The sequence below is a fragment of the Streptomyces mauvecolor genome (genome assembly GCF_039532965.1).
Lineage (GTDB): Bacteria > Actinomycetota > Actinomycetes > Streptomycetales > Streptomycetaceae > Streptomyces > Streptomyces violascens.
This window is the reverse complement of the sequence record NZ_BAAASQ010000014.1, coordinates 225,774-241,339: the sequence shown is the minus strand read 5'-3', so window position 1 is coordinate 241,339 and position 15,566 is coordinate 225,774. Positions and strand designations below refer to the sequence as shown.

Here is a 15,566-nt window from a genome sequence, read left to right as displayed (position 1 = left end):
GGAGCGCGGATGAGCGGGCCGAGCCGTCCCGGGGACGTCCTGGTCGTCGACGACGACGATGCGGTGCGCCGCTCGCTCGACCGGGGGCTCAGGCTGAACGGCTTCCGGGTGCGCACCGCCGACGGCGGCCGTGCCGCGCTCGCCGCGATCGGGCAGAGCCCGCCCGATGTGCTCGTCCTGGATGTGTCCATGCCCGGCATGAGCGGCATCGAGGTGTGCCGGACGCTGCGGGAGGCCGGGCACGACCTGCCCGTCCTGATGCTGTCGGCGCTGGACGAGACCGCCGACCGGATCGCCGGTCTCCAGGCGGGCGGTGACGACTACCTCGTCAAACCGTTCGCGCTTCAGGAGCTGGTGCTGCGCCTGCACGCCCTGCTGCGCCGCCGGCCGCCCGCCCCGCACGACGTGGTCCGCGCCTGCGGCCTCGTCATCGACCCGGCGGCCCGCACCGCCGAGCGCGACGGCCGCCCCCTCGACCTCACCCGGCGCGAGTACGAACTCCTCGAAGTCCTGGCCCGCAACGCCGGCCTCGTCCTCAGCCGCGACCAGCTGCTCGAACGCGTCTGGGGGTACGACTTCGACGTACGCACCGACGCCGTCGACACCTTCGTCAGCTATCTGCGCCGCAAGCTGGAGGCGGGCGGTGCGCCCCGGCTCGTCCACACCGTGCGCGGCGTCGGCTTCGTCCTGCGGGAGCAGCCGTGAAGCTCTCCACCCGGATCGCCCTCGCCGTCGGTGTCACCGTGCCGCTCCTGGTCCTGGCCTGCGGCTGGCTGCTCTTCACCCTGGTCGCCCGCGATCTGCACCGCGAGGAGGACAGCCACCTGCGGGCCCGGGCCACCGCGATCGCCCAGGACGCCCGCACGCTGCTGAGGGCCGCCGCCAACGACCAGCCGACCGCGGAGGAGAACCGCCAGCGCCGCCTGTTCAACGCGGCGCTCGACGTCGGCGTACGGCTCATCGGGCCCGACGGTACGTTCAGCGGCGGTCCCCAGCCCGACGCCTCGGTGGCGCTGCCCGCTCCCGGGAAGGGGCCGGTCACCGTCCGCGGCGGGGGCCGCAGCTGGCGGGCGTACGCGCTGCCGGTCAAGGGGGCGCAGGTCTCCGGCACCCTGTGGGTGTTCGCGCCGGACACCGCGAGCCGCGCCCAGCTCGCCCTGGTCCGCAACCGCGTCGTCACCACCGCGCTGCTCGCGGCCCCGCTGTCCGCGCTCCTGGCCTGGGCCATCGCGAGCGGCGCGACCCGCCCGCTGGGCAGGCTGCGCAAGGCGGCGGCCGGGCTCGACCCCCGGACCACCTCGGTACGTCTGGAACACCGGCCCACCCGTGTCGCCGAGGTCGACGACCTGGCCGCCACCCTCCAGACGGTCCTGGCCCGCTACGACGAGCAGGCCGCCCGCACCGCGCAGGCCCTCGACACGGCCAGCTCCTTCTCCGCGGCCGCCTCGCACGAACTGCGCAACCCGCTGATGAGCATGGGCACCAACCTCGACGTCCTGGCCCACCCCGGGCTTCCGGACGCCGAGCGCGCCGAGGTCGTCGAGGATCTGCGCCGGGAGCACGCGCGGCTGCTCGGCATGCTGGTGGCGCTGCGCGAGCTGGGGCGCGGGGACCTGGTCGAGGCCGACGCGTTCCGGGTGCTCGACGTGGCGGAGGTCGCCGACGCCGCCGTGGCCGAGGCCCGCAGGCGCGCCCCGGACGCGGTGATCACGCTCGGCGCGGAGCCCGCGCCGGTGCACGGCTGGGAGCCGGGCATCCGGATCCTGATCGACAACCTCCTCGGCAACGCGCTGGCCCACGGGCGGGACGCGGAGGGCCGGGCCGAGATCGCGGTCGCCGTCGTCCTGGAGGGCGGCCAGGTGCTGGTCACCGTCGACGACCGGGGTCCGGGCATCGCCCCCGCCGACCGCCGGGAGGTGTTCCGCCGCTTCCACCGGGGGCCCGCGAGCACCGGCTCGGGGCTCGGTCTGACCCTGGTCGCCCAGCAGGCGGCGCTGCACGGCGGCACCGTGGAACTCGGCGAGGGGCCGGGCGGGACGGGCACCCGGTGCACGGTGCGGCTGCCTGCCGGGGGGCCGGCCCGGGAGGGCGAACTTCCGGCCCGGCGGGACTGGTTGACGGTCACTGCCGAGCGATCACAGAGTTCCCACAAAGAGCGTTCCTAGCCTCCGGGGCGTACCGGAAATCCGTACACCACGATCCGTACATCACGAATCCGTACGTCACGGAGGCAACAGCCATGCGCAACGCCATCTTCAACCGCCGCCGGGTCGCGGCGGCAGCCCTCGCCGCGACGGCCGTACTGACCGTCACCGCGCCCAGCGCCTTCGCGGACTCGACGCCCTCGCCGGCCGCCACCGCGAAGGCCCCCACCGGCGACGGCGCCAAGAGCATCTGCAAGCGCGAGCCCAAGGCCGAGAAGCGCATCGAACGCGCCCTGAACCGGCTCGGCGGGGGAGCGGACACGCTGGGTTCGGTGGCGCGGATGCAGCAGCGGGAGGACAACGCGAAGAAGGAGGGTCACACCGCGATAGCCACCTACCTCGACCACAAGCTCACGTACCGCAAGGGCTTGGTGACGACCCTCCAGCAGCGCCAGAAGGACCTCAAGGACGTGGCCTCCTGGTGCGCGGCCAACCACAACGGGGCCAAGTGATGCGGGCCCGCGGTGTGGCACTCGCCGTGGCGGCCGCGGCCCTGACGGCCGCGCTCGCCGCGGGCTGCGCGCCCTCGCACTCCCAGAGCCAGTCCGGGTCGTCGTCCGGCACGGAGCAGCAGATGGAGAAGAAGGTGAGCGACGCGGAATCCGCTGCGGCGGCCGCGGACGCGGACACCCGGTCCGACCACTAGCCGACCCGGTGGGGCTCCGCCCCACACCCCGGAGGCCCGCCCCGCCCCACCCCTCCCCGAAACCCTCCGGGGGTTGGAGAGGCGGAAGCCGGTTTTCCTGGGGCTCCGCCCCAGACCCCGTATCGCGCCTGAAGGGCGCTCGTCCTCAATCGCCGGACAGGCTGAAATACCCGGCGCGAGCAGCACGGACGCTGCCAGGGGCGCGGGGAACGGCGCGAGCAACCATGCACGGCCCGCGGCGGAAAACGGGTCGAGGGGCGCGAGGAACTGCGCGAGCAGCCACGTGAGGCCTGCGGTCGAAGGCGGGGTTAAGGGGTGCGGGGAACGGCGCAAAAGGCCTCGGGGAGCCACCCCCCGCACGCACAACCCCGCCGAACCACCGCTCCCCACCCCCGCACGCACAACCCCGCCGAACTACCGCTCACCCCCCGGCACCCACAGCACATCCCCCACCTCCTTGTTCGCCGTGCGGGCCAGGATGAACAGGAGGTCGGAGAGGCGGTTCAGGTAGGTCGCCGTCAGGGGGTTCATGACGGCGCCGTGGACCTCCAGCGCCGCCCACGTCGAGCGCTCCGCGCGCCGCACCACCGTGCACGCCTGGTGCAGCAGCGCCGCGCCGGGCGTGCCGCCGGGCAGGATGAAGCTGCGCAGCTTCTCCAGCTCCTCCAGGAAGCGGTCGCAGTCCGCCTCCAGCTTGTCGACGTAGGACTGCTCGACCCGCAGCGGCGGGTACTCCGGGTTCTCGACGACCGGCGTGGCGAGGTCCGCGCCCACGTCGAACAGGTCGTTCTGGACCCGGAGCAGCACCTTCACGACCTCCTCGGGAAGCTGCCCGAGCGCGACGGCCGTGCCGATGACGGCATTGGCCTCATTGGTGTCGGCGTACGCCGAGATCCGCAGATCGGTCTTGGCGGTCCGGCTCATGTCGCCGAGGGCGGTCGTGCCCTGGTCGCCGGTGCGGGTGTAGATGCGCGTCAGATTGACCATGCGGCCAGAGTAGTTACGCTCCGGCCGTCCGGAAGACGCGTGTGCCCACCGTCACGGCCAGCACCGCGAAACCGACCGCCACCAGGCCCCCGTACAGCATGGTCGTGGTGGCGTACGAGCCGAGGTAGGCCGAGCGCACCGCGTCCACCAGATAGCGGAACGGCATGAAGTGGGACAGCACGTTCAGCCAGGCGGGCGCGAGCGTCATCGGCAGCATCAGGCCGGAGAGCAGCATCGACGGCATGGCGATGGAGTTGATCGCCGGGCCGAACCCCTGCGGGGTGCGCACCTTCATGGCCAGCGCGTACGACAGTGAGGCCAGCGACAGCGTGAGCAGGGCCACGAAGGCGAAGCCGATCAGGATCCCGGCGAGCGGGGCGCGCAGGCCCATCGCCAGGGCGGCGAGGACCAGGAGTACGGCCTGGAAGACGAAGAGGGCGGCGTCCCGCAGGACTCGGCCGAGCAGCAGGGCCAAGCGCGAGACGGGGGTGACGCGCATGCGCTCCACGACGCCCCACCCGTTCTCGATGATGATCGCGAACCCCGCGAACGAGGCGCCGAACAGGCCGAGTTGGAGCAGCAGCCCGGGGACCAGGACCTGCCAGGAGCTGCCGGTCGAGCCCAGCGGCATATCGGTCAGGAGCGGGCCGAAGAAGAGCAGGTAGAGCAGCGGCATCAGCACGCCGAAGAGGATCTGGAACTTCGAGCGCAGGGTCTGGCGGGCATACCTGCCGAAGATCAGCGCGGTGTCGGAGAGCAGCGGTGAGGCGGTCATGGGGGAGTCCTAGACGGCTACGGGGGTGGATTCCTGCGGCGCGGCGCTGCGCCCGGTGATGGCGAGGAAGGCGTCCTGGAGCGAGGCGTCGGGGCCGCCCGCGTGCCGGGTCTTGAGGTCGGCGGGCGTGCCCTCGGCCACGATCACGCCCTTGTCGACGATCACCAGCCGGTCGGCGAGCGCGTCGGCCTCGTCCAGGTAGTGGGTGGTGAGGAAGACGGTGGTGCCGTGGTCGGCGCGGATCCTGCGGACCAGGTCCCACAGGTCGGCCCGGCTGCCCGGGTCGAGGCCGGTGGTCGGCTCGTCGAGGAAGAGCACGGTGGGCCGGTGCATCAAGCCCATCGCGATGTCGAGGCGCCGCCGCTGTCCGCCGGAGAGCGTCGACGTCTTGCGGTCCAGGAGACCGGAGAGGCCGAGGTCTGCCGCCAACTCCCGTGCACGCAGGGTGGATTGGGACTTCGAGAGCCGGTAGAGGCGGCCCTGGGTGACCAGCTCCTCGCGTACGGAGACGGTCGGGTCGACGCCGCCGGACTGGGCCACGTAACCGCAGGCCCGCCGCACCGCGGCGGGGTCGCGCACCAGGTCGTGGCCGGCCACGGTCGCGGCCCCGCCGGTCGGCGGGAGCAGCGTGGTGAGCATCCGCAGCGTGGTGGTCTTGCCCGCGCCGTTGGGGCCGAGGAAGCCGAGGATCTCGCCGGCCCGCACCGTCAGGTCGATGCCGCGCACCGCCTCGACCGGTCCTGCCTTGCTGGGGAAGGTCCGGGCGAGCCCGGCCGTGCTGATGATTGCCATGGGTCAAGAAAAACAGAGGGACTTAAATTTTGCAATGGCCCCAAAAATTAAGGGAGTGCAGGGGATCGCCTACGCTGGAGCCATGGCAGAAGGGCTCAGGGAGCGGAAGAAGCGCGAGACCAGGCAGCGGATCTCGGACCTGGCCACCGGGCTCTTCATGGAGCGCGGCTTCGAGGCGGTCACGATCGCCGAGATCGCCGAGGTGGCCGACGTGTCCGTGAACACCGTCTACAACTACTTCCCCGCCAAGGAGGACCTGTTCCTCGACCGCAGCAAGGGCATCGTCGACCGGCTCTCGCGCTGGGTGCGCGGCCGCGACGAGGGGGAGTCGGCCGCCGAGGCGGTGCTGCGCGAGCTGCGCGCCGAGGTCGAGTCGGTCTCGCCCCGGGTCGGCCTGATGGAGGGCTACAGCCGGTTCATGGCCGTCATCCACGACTCGCCCGCGCTCAAGGCCCGGCTGTGGGCGGTGGGCCAGGAGGTCCTGGACAATCTGGACGCGACCCTGCGCGAGGAGGTCGGCGCGCCGCCCAAGGAGGCGCTGCCCTCACTGGTCGCGGGGCAGATCAACTGGGTCCACACGGCGGCGATGGCCGCCATCAGCCGCGAGATGATGGCCGGCCGCGACCCCAAGGCGGTCTCCCGCGAGGTGCTCGTCCTGATCGACGAGATGGAGGGACTCCTGGGGGACAAGGTGCTCAACTACGCCGTACGGGGCGCCCGCTGAGACCCACCTCACGCCGTCCGGTGTGATGTCCGTCATGAAAATAGGCGCGGGCGGCTCGAAGAGCCTCGTAAAGGGGCGGTGGCCGGGAGACGGGTGGGCGTGACGCGCATCTCTTAGCACTCCCAGAAGGCCGCCCGGCCGATAGCCTCCGCCAAGAAGGCTTGGGTGGAAACCTGTTGAAGGGAAGTGTCGTGGCCAGGAAGCTCGCCGTCATCGGAGCCGGACTCATGGGGTCCGGTATCGCGCAGGTCTCGGCCCAGGCGGGCTGGGACGTCGTCCTGCGCGACGTCACCGACGAAGCCCTCACCCGGGGCACCGACGGCATCAAGGCCTCGTACGACAGGTTCGTGAGCAAGGGCAGGCTGGCCGCCGAGGACGCCGAGGCCGCGCTCGCCCGCATCACCACGACCACCGACCTGGACGCGGCCGCCGACGCCGACATCGTCGTCGAGGCCGTCTTCGAGAAGCTGGAGGTCAAGCACGAGATCTTCCGCACGCTCGACAAGATCGTGCGCGCGGACACCGTGCTCGCCTCCAACACCTCGGCCATCCCGATCACCAAGATCGCGGCGGCCACCGAGCACCCCGAGCGGGTCGTCGGCGTCCACTTCTTCTCGCCGGTCCCGATGATGCAGCTGTGCGAGCTGGTGCGCGGCTACAAGACCAGCGACGAAACCCTCGCCACGGCGCGGGAGTTCGCCGAGTCGGTCGGCAAGACCTGCATCGTGGTCAACCGCGACGTGGCCGGCTTCGTGACCACCCGCCTCATCTCGGCGCTCGTCGTCGAGGCGGCCAAGCTGTACGAATCGGGCGTGGCCACCGCCGAGGACATCGACCTCGCCTGCAAGCTGGGCTTCGGCCACGCGATGGGCCCGCTCGCCACCGCCGACCTCACGGGCGTCGACATCCTGCTGCACGCCACCAGCAACATCTACACGGAGTCCCAGGACGAGAAGTTCGCCCCGCCGGAGCTGATGCGCCGGATGGTGGACGCGGGTGACATCGGCCGCAAGAGCGGGCAGGGCTTCTACAAGCACTGAACCGCCGGCAGCCCGAATCCCTCACTCCACGGGGTGAATTAGGTATCGGTTCGCTCACGGGCGGCAACTTCTGTGGCCGTGGGGCAGTCAGTTGTTGAGTCGGTTGGAAAGCCAGAGCACTCTCGGGAGCGCATATGCACATCAGGGGCGACCACGTCGAGCTGGTCGTCGGGGGCCGCCTCGACGTCCGCAGCGCGGCGGACGCCCGTACGGCCCTGCACTCGGCGGTCGACGACGGGGCCGGAGACCTCGTGCTCGACCTCACCGAACTGGACTCGTGGGACGCCACCGGACTCGGCGTGATCATGGGGGCGCACCGCCGGGCCGGGCGGTGCGGCCGGCGCCTGGTGCTGCGTGGCGTACCGCCCCAGATGCAGCGGCTCCTGGTCGCCACCCGGCTGCACCGCATCCTCGCGATCGAGGGCGGCATCGCCGCCGAGGCCCTGCCCCGCGTGTAGAAACTGGGGAGTTGTCGTGACAGGGGCGAGAGAAACGGACTCCGCGCGCAATCCTCACGAGACTGTGACGTCTTGGGCGGGGCGGCACCCCGCCTGTTCGTAGATACTGTCCGCAGGTCTAGGGTTCGGCTTCCCGCCGATCGACGAACCCACACGGCGGGCACCGGACCAGAAGCGACAGCGAAGAGCGAAGTGCGTAAGGGCCGGGAGGGGCATTCCTTACGCACCACGCATCTGGGGGGCTTTCACCATGGACCCGATGAACCGGGGACCGGAAGAGTTCAACCATGCCGACGACACGGTCGGCGTTGCGGGCGCACACGCGGAACCGGGCGCCGGACCGCAGCGCCCGCCGCGCGACAGGGAGCCCGTCACACCCGAGTTCGGACCCCGCGCGGCAGGACTCGCCCGCACCGTCCAGCTCGTCTCCGGCGACTTCCTGCTCACCGTCAATCCGGTCGACGGCAGCGAGATCGAGAACTGCCCGCCGGGCGCGATACCCGGCCGCGCGGTCCGACGCAGCGCCGCCGAGCGGGCCGAGGGGGAGAGAGCCGCCCGGCCGCCGCTGCCGCCCGGCCTGATGACACCGACGCCCGCCCTCCTCGAACGGCAGGAGGAGCGCGCCAGGCTCGTACGCCTGCTCGGCCGCGGCCGCTCCGTGCGGCTCACCGGGCCCGCGGGCTCCGGGCGCAGCGCGCTGCTCGACGCCGTCGCCGGTGACTGCGCCGAGCTCGCCCCCGACGGCGTCGTACGCCTCTCGGGCCACCGCCGCACCCCCACCGAGCTGCTCTACGAGCTGTACACCACGGTGTTCCACGCGCCCCTGCACCGGCCCGACCGGGCCGCGCTCCTGGAGCGGGTGCACGAGATCGGCGCCGTCGTCGTGCTCGACGACCTCGAATTCGGCGGGGCCACCCTCGAAGAACTGCTCATGGCCACGCCCGAGTGCGCCTATGTCCTGGCCGCCACCCCCGACGTGCCCGCCCCGCAGTCGGACTCGCACGTCGAAGAGGTCTTCCTGTCCGGCCTCGGCCGCAGCGCCTCGCTCGAACTCCTGGAGCAGGCCGTCGACCGGGCGCTGACCGACGAGGAGGCCAACTGGGCGGGCGACCTCTGGTTCGAGTCCGAGGGCCTGCCGCTGCGCTTCGTCCAGGCCGGCGCTCTGCTGCGTCAGCGCGACCACCTGCGCGGCGAGCCCAACTCCCTCGATTCGTACGGCTTTCCGATGGAAGAGCCCGCCGAGGTCTCGGTGTTCTCGGGCGAGGGCCGCGAGATTCCGCTGCCCACGCTCGGCGAGGGCGCGGCCCCCGCGGCCCTGCTCGCCTCCCGGCTGAGCGAGGCCGCCCGGGCCACCCTGCGATTCGCGGTCGCACTCGGTGGCGAGGTGCCGCACCAGGCGCACCTGCCCGCCCTGGTCGGCGACACCCACGCGGACGCCGCCCTCGGAGAACTCCTCGACAGCGGACTCCTGTCCCCGGTGGGCTCCCGCTACCGGCTCGCCGCCGGAGTGCTCACCCAGCTGGAGAGCACCGGGTACGCCACCGACGCCGCCGAGCGGGCCCATGCCGCCGCCCAGCACTACACCTGGTGGACCGGACACCCCTCGGTCACCCCCGAAAGGGCCGCCGTCGAGGCGGACGCGGTGCTCGCCTCGATGAGCGCGCTCGTACCGGGCGAGCAGGGCGAACACCCCGCCACCGCGGTCAGGCTGGCCCGTACCGCCGCGCCCGCCTTCGCCGCCGGGCTCCACTGGGGCGCCTGGGAGCGCAGCCTGCGCGTCGGCTCCGAAGCCGCCCGGCTCACCGGCGAGGTGGCCGAAGAGGCGTACTTCCACCACGAGTTGGGCATCCTCGCGCTCTGCAACGGCGGCCTGGACCGGGCCCGCGCCGAGCTGGAGGCCTCCATCGGCCTGCGCGGCGCCCTCGCCGACAAGCGCGGCACCGTCGCCGGCCGCCGGGCGCTCGCGCTGGTCGAGGACCGCTCCGGCGGGCTTCTCCCGGGCGGGCGCGCCCCCGCCGGGGAAGCGGCGCCGCCGGCCCGCCACCCGGAGCCCAAGGCGCCGTCCGTGGGTGTTCCCTCGGCCGTGGTGACCGCCCAACTCCCGGACCCCGGCGTCACGTTGATCACCCGGCGGGACACCCCGGTCGGTGCCGCCATGCCCAAGGCACGGCGCACGCTGTTCGGCGGTGCCCGGCGCAACCTCATCGCGGCCGGCGCCGGCGCGCTGCTCGCGGCGGTGCTCGGCACGGTCGTCACGCTGGGTGCGACCTCCAACAACGACGGCGACGGCCAGGGCGACCCTGTCAAGCAGCAGCAGTCGGCCAACGAGGACGACGGCAGCGGCGGCCTGAACGCCGACCCCAACGACCCGGGCAGCAGCGCCAAGCCGGGCGACAACAAGGGCGGCGGTCCCGCGAGCCCGAGCAAGCCCGGCGCCAGCAGCAAGCCGGGCGCCTCCGGGCAGCCGGTCCCGGGCACCAGCGGCAGCCCGAGCACCCCGGGCAAGCCGTCGACCGGACCGTCGACACCGTCCAAGCCGTCCACGCCGGGCAAGCCCTCCACCTCGGGGAGGCCGTCGCACCCGACGTCGCCCAGCCCGTCGCCGAGCAAGTCCACCCCGCCGACGCCCACGCCTTCCTCATCGAGCTCGGCGCCGCCTTCGAGCAGCGGGGGGAGCGGCCCGCCGCCACCCTCCACCAAGCCGCCGCCTTCGAGCCCGGCCTCCACCTCCCCGACGTCGAGCGCGCCGGCCGCCTCCGGGCCGCCGACGGCATCGACCGGCCCCACCAAGAGCGCCCCGGCGACCTAGAGAACACCCCCGGTCGCCACCGGGCCCGCGCAAGACCCCGTACAGCACGAGAAGGGGCCCGCAGCACTCTGCGGGCCCCTTCTCGTACGTACGCTCAGAACAGCCGGAGCTTGTCGTCCTCGATGCCGCGCAGGGCGTCGTAGTCCAGCACGACGCAGCCGATGCCGCGGTCGGTGGCGAGCACACGTGCCTGGGGCTTGATCTCCTGGGCCGCGAAGACGCCCTGGACCGGAGCGAGGTGCGGGTCGCGGTTGAGCAGCTCCAGATAGCGGGTCAGCTGCTCCACGCCGTCGATCTCGCCGCGCCGCTTGATCTCGATCGCGACGGTCCTGCCGTCACCGTCCCGACACAGGATGTCCACCGGCCCGATGGCCGTGGGGTATTCGCGGCGGATCAGGGTGTATCCCTCACCGAGGGTCTCGATCCGATCGGCGAGCAGCTCCTGGAGGTGCGCTTCCACGCCGTCCTTGATCAGGCCAGGGTCGACGCCGAGTTCGTGGGAGGAGTCGTGGATGACCTCCTCCATCGTGATGATGAGCTTCTCGCCCGCCTTGTTGATGACGGTCCAGACGCCCTCGTCGTCCCCCGAGCCCTCCTTGAGGGTGCACGGCGGAGACATCCAGTTGAGGGGCTTGTAGGCCCGGTCGTCAGCGTGGATGGAGACGCTGCCGTCCGCCTTCACGAGGATGAGACGGGGGGCGGAGGGCAGGTGGGCGGTGAGGCGGCCCGCATAGTCGACGGAGCAGCGGGCGATGACGAGACGCATGGTGGGCAACGCTACTCGACTCCCCCCGCCGAACGCGATTCGCCCAGGAGTGCACTGTTCGTTATTGGCCGGTTATGTGCCAAGTACCTGCCGCGGGCCGGACATCGCGCCTACCGTGGAAGCGGGAGGTTGTCGGCCGCGCACGCTGCGTTGTCGGGAGAGACGGCCGTCATGCTCCCTTTCCCTGCCCGTAAGGCCCCGCTCCCCGGGGTCGCGAGAGGAGAAACCATGTCGCTCGACGTCTCACCGGCCCTACTCGAACAGGCCGAGCGAGGCGAGGTCGACGAAGCCGCCTTCGTCGACTGCGTCCGGACCTCCCTGCCCTACGCGTGGGAGATGATCAGCTCTCTGGTGGCCCAGCTGAAGGTCGACGGCGGAGAGTTCGCCGACAACCAGACGCCACCGCCGGACGAGCAGGCGCGCGGCCAGCTGCTGCGTGCCCTTGCGAGTGACGCCATTCGCGGTGCGCTCCAGCGGCACTTCGGTGTCCGTCTGGCGTTCCAGAACTGCCACCGTGTCGCGGTGTTCCCTCTGGACCCCTCGTCCGATGAGCGGCTCGCCCGCTTCACCTCGATCAGGGGTCAGCTGCTCAACCAGTCCCCGCAGCTTCGGGACTGCTGACGTCTTCGCTGCCGCTCCGCGTCGCGGGAGGTGCAACTGACGCGGGGCGGTGGCTACTTGGGCCACGGTGCCCGGCATGCGCTAGCTCAGCATCGGCAGCACCTCCGCGCCGAGGCGCCGTACGTTCTCCTCCGTCGCCGCCAGGTCGCCCGAGCCCTCCACCAGGAGGGCGAAGCGGGTGATGCCCGTGCGCTCGGAGGTGGCGGCCAGGCGGTCCGCGGCCAGGCGCGGTGTGCCGACCGGGTGCAGACCGCAGAGGAGTTCGGTGTACGCCACCGGGTCGCGCATCGCGCGATGGCGGCCGTCGACCGTCACATGGGCGTCAAGCCCCTGCTTCAGCCAGCCCGGCATCGACTTGAGGAGCGTCTCCGCGGCCTCGGCGCGGCGGTCGGCGATCTGGGCGACGCCGGCCGACACATGGCCCGCCGTCGCCACCTTCTCCGCCGTGTGGCCCGCCGCCCGCGCCTCCCGGCGCCACAGCGCGACCATCTCGGCCTTCTCCTCGTCGCCGCAGTGCATCCCGAGCAGCATCGGCAGCCCGCGGTCCGCGGCCAGCTTCACGCTCTTCGGTGACGTACAGGCCACGATCACCTCGGGGCAGGCGTCGTCCGGACCGCCGTCCAGGATCTCGTCGGGGCGCGGCACGACCGGGACCTCCCGGAAGGTGAATCGTTCCCCCAGACCGGCCACGCGGGGCTCGCGCAGCCAGCGCAGGAGCAGATCGAGCGACTCCGGGAAGCCCTCCTCGTACGCCCTGAGGCCCGAGCCGAACACCTCCAGGTCGACCCAGGGCCCGCCGCGCCCGACGCCGAGCGTGAACCGCCCGCCGGAGGTGAGGTGCAGCAGGGCGGCCTGTTCGCCGAGCGCCACCGGGTGTGCGGTCGGCAGCACGGTGACCGCGGTGCCGACCCTGATCCGTTTCGTACGCCCGAGCAATAACGCCGCCAGCGTCACAGCCGACGGGCACACGCCGTACGGTACGAAGTGATGTTCGGCCAGCCACACCGAGTCAAGGCCGGATTCCTCGGCCACCTCGGCGGACCGGACCGCACGATGGAGCGTTTCTCCCTGCCCCTGGCCCGGGAACTGGGCTGCCAGTACAAAAGTTCCCACACGCATGGCCTTCTGCCTCCTTGCGGCCGACGCAGCTCTCCCCCTCTTACTGGCAAGAACGTCTGACAAGTGCCAAAGGCACGGTCTGGCGCCAACTTCTTGCGATTGTCGGCTAAGAGTCCCTCTAACGGGTGACTCTGGCACGCCCTACCCGGGCGGGTACCCGTCGTGCGTGGGCCTAGGCTGGAGAGAACCGTCCGACCCGCCCCGTGAGGTGTCTACGTGTCCCCGCGCCGCAACCGCCCCAAGGGCGGCGAGAAGCCGACCGAGTCCGAGAACCGGACGGAGGGCGGCGACCGTTTCGGGCTGCAGGGCACCGAGTTCTGGCAGGGCGAGGAGTGGTCGGTCCGGCATGTGGCGGGGGCCAGTGCCGCCGGCAAGCGGTACCGCTGCCCCGGCTGCGACCAGGAGATCCCCTCCGGCGCGCCGCACTTGGTCGCCTGGCCCGATTACGCGGGCGTCGACGAGCGCCGGCACTGGCACAAGGCCTGCTGGAACGCGAAGGACCGCCGCACCACGCGGGTGCAGCGGTCCAGGAACGCGCCTCGGTACTGAACGCCCTCGGTGGAGGGAAGAACGCCCCGATACGTCCTTATACGTCGCGGGAGTTGAGCGACAGGAACGCGCCGCCCAGGGCGACCGCGGTGACCCCCGTGATGATCCACAGCGGGTCCCAGCCGGTCGGCCCGGAGTTCGAGATCGATTCCCCGTAGAAGGCGCTCAGCTGGCTCGGGATCGAGTACTCCAGGAGGAAGTTCCGCACGCCCTCCAGGGACGGGGTGAACATGAACAGGGCGAGCACCAGCGGGAGCAGCACCAGCCCGATCATGATCGTGATCGAGCCCGCGGAGTGCCGGATGAGCGCGCCCACCGCGAGAGACAGCAGCCCGAGCATCGCGACGTAGAGGCCGACGCCGACGGTGGCGCGCAGCCACTCGCCGCCGCTCGGCGTCGCCGCGTCCGGCAGCAGGGCGCTCTGGATTGCCCCGACCAGCGTCGTCATGGCCGTCACGATCACGAACGCGAGCAGGAAGAAGACGACCGACTTGGCGGCCAGGATCCGGCCCCGGCTCGGGCAGGCCGTCAGGGTCGTACGGATCATGCCGGTGCCGTACTCGGACGCGATGGTCAGCACGCCGAGGGTGATCACGCAGATCGTGCCGAGCAGCACTCCGTAGAAGCCGAGCAGCAGGACCGAGTTGTCGCCCATGTGCGCGTCGCTGGACCGCACGACGATGCCGGTGAGCAGCCCGAGGCCGAGGAGGAGCACGATCAGCACGCCCAGTGTCCACATGGTGGAACGCACCGACCGGATCTTGGTCCATTCGGAGGCGAGCGCGTCACCGAAGGTGGCCCGCCGCACGGCGATCGGCGAGGTGTAGGTGCCGAGCGGCCCGCCCGGCGCCTGCTGGGGGTGCGGCTGCTGCTGGTAGGGGGTGGTCATCGGGCGTCCTCGGGCTTGGTCGGGGCGGCAGGCGCGGCCGGGGCCTGCGGAACCGGGGGAGCGGCGGGCGGCTGGGGCGGGGGTGCCTGCTGGACGGGTGCCTGCTGGGCCGGCTGCTGCTGCGCCGGGGCCTGCTGGGGCGCGGCCGCGTACGGGTTCTGGCCGGGCGGCGGCGGGGCGTACCAGCCCTGCTGCGGCACCTCGGGGATGACCGGCGGCGGGGCGTACCCGGGTGGCATGGCCGGCTGCAGGCCCGCCTTCTGATCGGCCGTGGAGCGGTAGTCGACCACGCTCTGCGTCATCCGCATGTACGCCTCCTCCAGCGAGGCCTGGTGCGGGGACAGCTCCCACAGGCGGACGTCCGCCTCATGGGCGACGTCGCTGATGCGGGGCAGGGCGAGGCCGGTCACGCGCAGCGCGCCGTCCGGCTCGGGCAGCACCTGGCCGCCCGCCTCGGTCAGCGCGGAGGTCAGCTTCTCGCGCTGGGCGGGGTCCGTGCCGGGGGTGCGCACCCGGGCGAAGTCGGCGGAGTTGTGCGAGATGAAGTCGGTGATCCGCATGTCCGCGAGCAGCTGGCCGCGGCCGATCACGATGAGGTGGTCCGCGGTCAGCGCCATCTCGCTCATCAGGTGCGAGGACACGAACACGGTGCGGCCCTCGGCGGCGAGCTGCTTCATCAGGTTGCGCACCCAGAGGATGCCCTCGGGGTCGAGGCCGTTGACCGGCTCGTCGAAGAGCAGCACCTGCGGGTCGCCGAGCAGGGCCGCCGCGATGCCGAGCCGCTGGCCCATGCCGAGCGAGAACCCCTTGGATCGGCGCTTCGCGACCTCCTGGAGGCCGACCACGCCGAGCACCTCGTCGACCCGGCGGGCTGGGATGCCGGAGAGCTGGGCGAGCGAGAGCAGGTGGTTGCGGGCGCTGCGGCCCCCGTGCACCGCCTTCGCGTCGAGCAGTGCGCCGACCTGGCGCGGGGCGTTCGGGAGGTTGCGGAAGGGGTGGCCGCCGATGGTCACATGGCCGGCGGTCGGCTGGTCCAGGCCGAGGATCATGCGCATGGTCGTGGACTTGCCGGAGCCGTTGGGCCCCAGGAATCCGGTGACCGCGCCGGGTCGCACCTGAAAGGAAAGGTTGTGCACGGCCGTCTTGGCGCCGTAGCGCTTCGTCAGGCCGACTGCCTCGATCATTCT

General features: G+C 72.0%; 17 protein-coding genes. 10 read left to right on the top strand and 7 right to left on the bottom strand.

Annotated elements, in window-relative coordinates; genetic code table 11:
- Positions 1–9: 9 nt before the first annotated feature.
- The 4 genes from ABD346_RS20715 to ABD346_RS20700 all read left to right on the top strand — a co-directional run bounded on the left by ABD346_RS20715 (position 10) and on the right by ABD346_RS20700 (position 2,850).
- Positions 10–705: a response regulator transcription factor gene (locus ABD346_RS20715; protein WP_344376717.1), complete on the top strand. Its 696-nt coding sequence runs from the start codon at positions 10–12 to the stop codon at positions 703–705.
- Positions 702–2,165, top strand: a complete 1,464-nt coding sequence (locus ABD346_RS20710; protein WP_344376716.1) for a sensor histidine kinase — start codon at positions 702–704, stop codon at positions 2,163–2,165. The genes ABD346_RS20715 and ABD346_RS20710 overlap by 4 nt, the downstream gene beginning before the upstream one ends.
- Before the next feature lie 74 nt (positions 2,166–2,239).
- Positions 2,240–2,656, top strand: coding sequence for a hypothetical protein (locus tag ABD346_RS20705; RefSeq protein WP_344376715.1), 417 nt, complete (start codon positions 2,240–2,242; stop codon positions 2,654–2,656).
- A complete protein-coding gene (locus ABD346_RS20700) occupies positions 2,656–2,850 on the top strand; it encodes a hypothetical protein (protein WP_344376714.1) in 195 nt (64 codons plus the stop codon). The genes ABD346_RS20705 and ABD346_RS20700 overlap by 1 nt, the downstream gene beginning before the upstream one ends.
- A gap of 414 nt (positions 2,851–3,264) precedes the next feature.
- Here the strand turns inward: ABD346_RS20700 and ABD346_RS20695 are convergent, their stop codons facing one another.
- Genes ABD346_RS20695 through ABD346_RS20685 form a run of 3 tightly spaced genes read right to left on the bottom strand, consistent with a single transcriptional unit; the run spans position 3,265 to position 5,404 of the window.
- Positions 3,265–3,837, bottom strand: coding sequence for a cob(I)yrinic acid a,c-diamide adenosyltransferase (locus ABD346_RS20695; protein WP_344376713.1), 573 nt, complete (start codon positions 3,835–3,837; stop codon positions 3,265–3,267).
- A 13-nt stretch (positions 3,838–3,850) separates the two neighbouring features.
- Positions 3,851–4,612, bottom strand: a complete 762-nt coding sequence (locus tag ABD346_RS20690; RefSeq protein WP_344376712.1) for an ABC transporter permease — start codon at positions 4,610–4,612, stop codon at positions 3,851–3,853.
- Positions 4,613–4,621: 9 nt separating this feature from the next.
- Positions 4,622–5,404 carry an ABC transporter ATP-binding protein gene (locus tag ABD346_RS20685; protein WP_344376711.1) on the bottom strand — a complete coding sequence of 261 codons (783 nt, stop codon included), beginning with the start codon at positions 5,402–5,404 and terminating at the stop codon, positions 4,622–4,624.
- Positions 5,405–5,486: 82 nt separating this feature from the next.
- Here ABD346_RS20685 and ABD346_RS20680 point away from each other — a divergent pair, with 82 nt between their 5' ends.
- The 4 genes from ABD346_RS20680 to ABD346_RS20665 all read left to right on the top strand — a co-directional run bounded on the left by ABD346_RS20680 (position 5,487) and on the right by ABD346_RS20665 (position 10,435).
- A complete protein-coding gene (locus ABD346_RS20680) occupies positions 5,487–6,128 on the top strand; it encodes a TetR/AcrR family transcriptional regulator (protein ID WP_344376710.1) in 642 nt (213 codons plus the stop codon).
- Between the two features lie 191 nt (positions 6,129–6,319).
- A complete protein-coding gene (locus tag ABD346_RS20675; protein WP_344376708.1) occupies positions 6,320–7,168 on the top strand; it encodes a 3-hydroxyacyl-CoA dehydrogenase family protein in 849 nt (282 codons plus the stop codon).
- A gap of 134 nt (positions 7,169–7,302) precedes the next feature.
- Positions 7,303–7,626: an STAS domain-containing protein gene (locus ABD346_RS20670; RefSeq protein ID WP_114038189.1), complete on the top strand. Its 324-nt coding sequence runs from the start codon at positions 7,303–7,305 to the stop codon at positions 7,624–7,626.
- Between the two features lie 250 nt (positions 7,627–7,876).
- Positions 7,877–10,435, top strand: a complete 2,559-nt coding sequence (locus ABD346_RS20665) for an ATP-binding protein (protein WP_344376707.1) — start codon at positions 7,877–7,879, stop codon at positions 10,433–10,435.
- 94 nt (positions 10,436–10,529) lie between these two features.
- Here the strand turns inward: ABD346_RS20665 and nucS are convergent, their stop codons facing one another.
- On the bottom strand, positions 10,530–11,201 hold the full coding sequence (gene nucS / locus ABD346_RS20660) for an endonuclease NucS (RefSeq protein ID WP_344376706.1): 672 nt from the start codon (positions 11,199–11,201) through the stop codon (positions 10,530–10,532).
- 228 nt (positions 11,202–11,429) lie between these two features.
- Between nucS and ABD346_RS20655 the strand changes: the two genes are divergently transcribed.
- Positions 11,430–11,822 carry an SCO5389 family protein gene (locus ABD346_RS20655; protein WP_344376705.1) on the top strand — a complete coding sequence of 131 codons (393 nt, stop codon included), beginning with the start codon at positions 11,430–11,432 and terminating at the stop codon, positions 11,820–11,822.
- Positions 11,823–11,903: 81 nt separating this feature from the next.
- Here the strand turns inward: ABD346_RS20655 and ABD346_RS20650 are convergent, their stop codons facing one another.
- A complete protein-coding gene (locus ABD346_RS20650) occupies positions 11,904–12,941 on the bottom strand; it encodes an LLM class flavin-dependent oxidoreductase (RefSeq protein WP_344376704.1) in 1,038 nt (345 codons plus the stop codon).
- 216 nt (positions 12,942–13,157) lie between these two features.
- Here ABD346_RS20650 and ABD346_RS20645 point away from each other — a divergent pair, with 216 nt between their 5' ends.
- Entirely contained in the window at positions 13,158–13,490 is a 333-nt protein-coding gene (locus ABD346_RS20645) for an ATP/GTP-binding protein (protein ID WP_344376702.1), read from the top strand.
- A 37-nt stretch (positions 13,491–13,527) separates the two neighbouring features.
- Here the strand turns inward: ABD346_RS20645 and ABD346_RS20640 are convergent, their stop codons facing one another.
- Together ABD346_RS20640 and ABD346_RS20635 are read right to left on the bottom strand one after the other, a co-directional pair.
- Complete coding sequence (locus ABD346_RS20640) at positions 13,528–14,379, bottom strand: ABC transporter permease (RefSeq protein WP_344376701.1); 852 nt, start codon at positions 14,377–14,379, stop codon at positions 13,528–13,530.
- The gene (locus ABD346_RS20635) at positions 14,376–15,563 is read right to left on the bottom strand and encodes an ABC transporter ATP-binding protein (RefSeq protein ID WP_344376700.1); all 1,188 of its coding nucleotides are present in this window, start codon (positions 15,561–15,563) and stop codon (positions 14,376–14,378) included. Before ABD346_RS20635 ends, ABD346_RS20640 begins: the two co-directional genes overlap by 4 nt.
- Positions 15,564–15,566: the final 3 nt, after the last annotated feature.